Here is a 1,037-nt window from a genome sequence, read left to right on the forward strand (position 1 = left end):
CTTGTTTGATAGAGATCCAACAGGGCGACCAGTGTGCGCTTTTGAGGCCGGGAGCGAGCTTTTTCAATGCGGTAGAGAGTCGCTGTATTGATGCCGGTCTTCTCTGCCACGTCCTCGCGTGTCAGCGTCGCCGCGTTACGGAGCCGACTGAGTTCGGCGGCCAGGCGGCGCAGTCTGACAGTGGGTGGATGTTGCCGCTTCTCCGACACAGCGTGTCCCTTCGGTCGCTCGGTGCTGTTCGTGAGTGTGGGTGGTCTCCGTGCCGCCGCTCAAGTCACTCGAACGCATTGAAGTGGTTTGCAATCCTTGCATTCTCTCTGTGGGCGAGAGCATGCTGGGCGTGCAGTCACTCACTGTCGCCCTGAAGTGACGGGTGAGTGCTCTTGTGCGGGCGGTGCTGCCCAGGCAAGGAAAGACCCCGCGACCGCGTGAAGGGCGGTCCGGGGCATGGTCAACGCTGCAGAGGAGCGTCAACGTGTTGAACTTTATCGTCAGCCTGCTCGGGTCGCTGTTGCGGCTCTTGCTCCCTCGTGTACGCCCNNGCGGTGGAGTCGGCACCCGCGCTGCGTCGGGCTCGCTCGACTGGAGTTACGGAAGGCCCTTGCCTCCTGGGAGTTGGGAGGGCTGGAGGACGCCGCAGTGCTGATCCTCTCCGAGTTGCTTACCAACGCCGCTCGCCATGCCCGCGTGTCGCAGGGCCGCGAGATCGAGACCCTGTACGCGCGGCGTTCCGGCGGCGGGCTGCGGATCGAGGTACACGACGCGTCGGACCAACTGCCCGAGCAGCGCACCGGGGACGTCGAGTCGGCTGGCGGTCGTGGGCTCGTCATCGTGGAGGCGCTCGCGGACGAGTGGGGTGTCAGTGAGCGGAACGGTCCCGGCAAGCTGGTCTGGGCCCATCTGTCCCTCCCCGAACGGGGCGGCCAGGGGCTTGGTCGTGGGTGATGAGCTGCGCCGATGTGCGTTTCGGGTGCGGTGCGGGGACCGGGTCCGTGTGGGCGGGAACTGGCGAGAAATCGCGTACACGTATCCGGAGC

General features: G+C 65.6%; 2 protein-coding genes. One reads left to right on the forward strand and one right to left on the reverse strand.

Annotated features, from left to right (window positions below; translation table 11 throughout):
• A partial coding sequence (locus tag DVH02_RS36885; RefSeq protein ID WP_147286219.1) for a helix-turn-helix domain-containing protein occupies positions 1 to 209 on the reverse strand: 209 nt, incomplete at its 3' end.
• 238 nt (positions 210 to 447) lie between these two features.
• Here DVH02_RS36885 and DVH02_RS34530 point away from each other — a divergent pair.
• Positions 448 to 945 carry an ATP-binding protein gene (locus DVH02_RS34530; protein WP_114627761.1) on the forward strand — a complete coding sequence of 166 codons (498 nt, stop codon included), beginning with the start codon at positions 448 to 450 and terminating at the stop codon, positions 943 to 945.
• Positions 946 to 1,037: the final 92 nt, after the last annotated feature.

Source organism: Streptomyces corynorhini, from assembly GCF_003346515.1.
Classification (GTDB): Bacteria; Actinomycetota; Actinomycetes; order Streptomycetales; family Streptomycetaceae; genus Streptomyces; species Streptomyces corynorhini.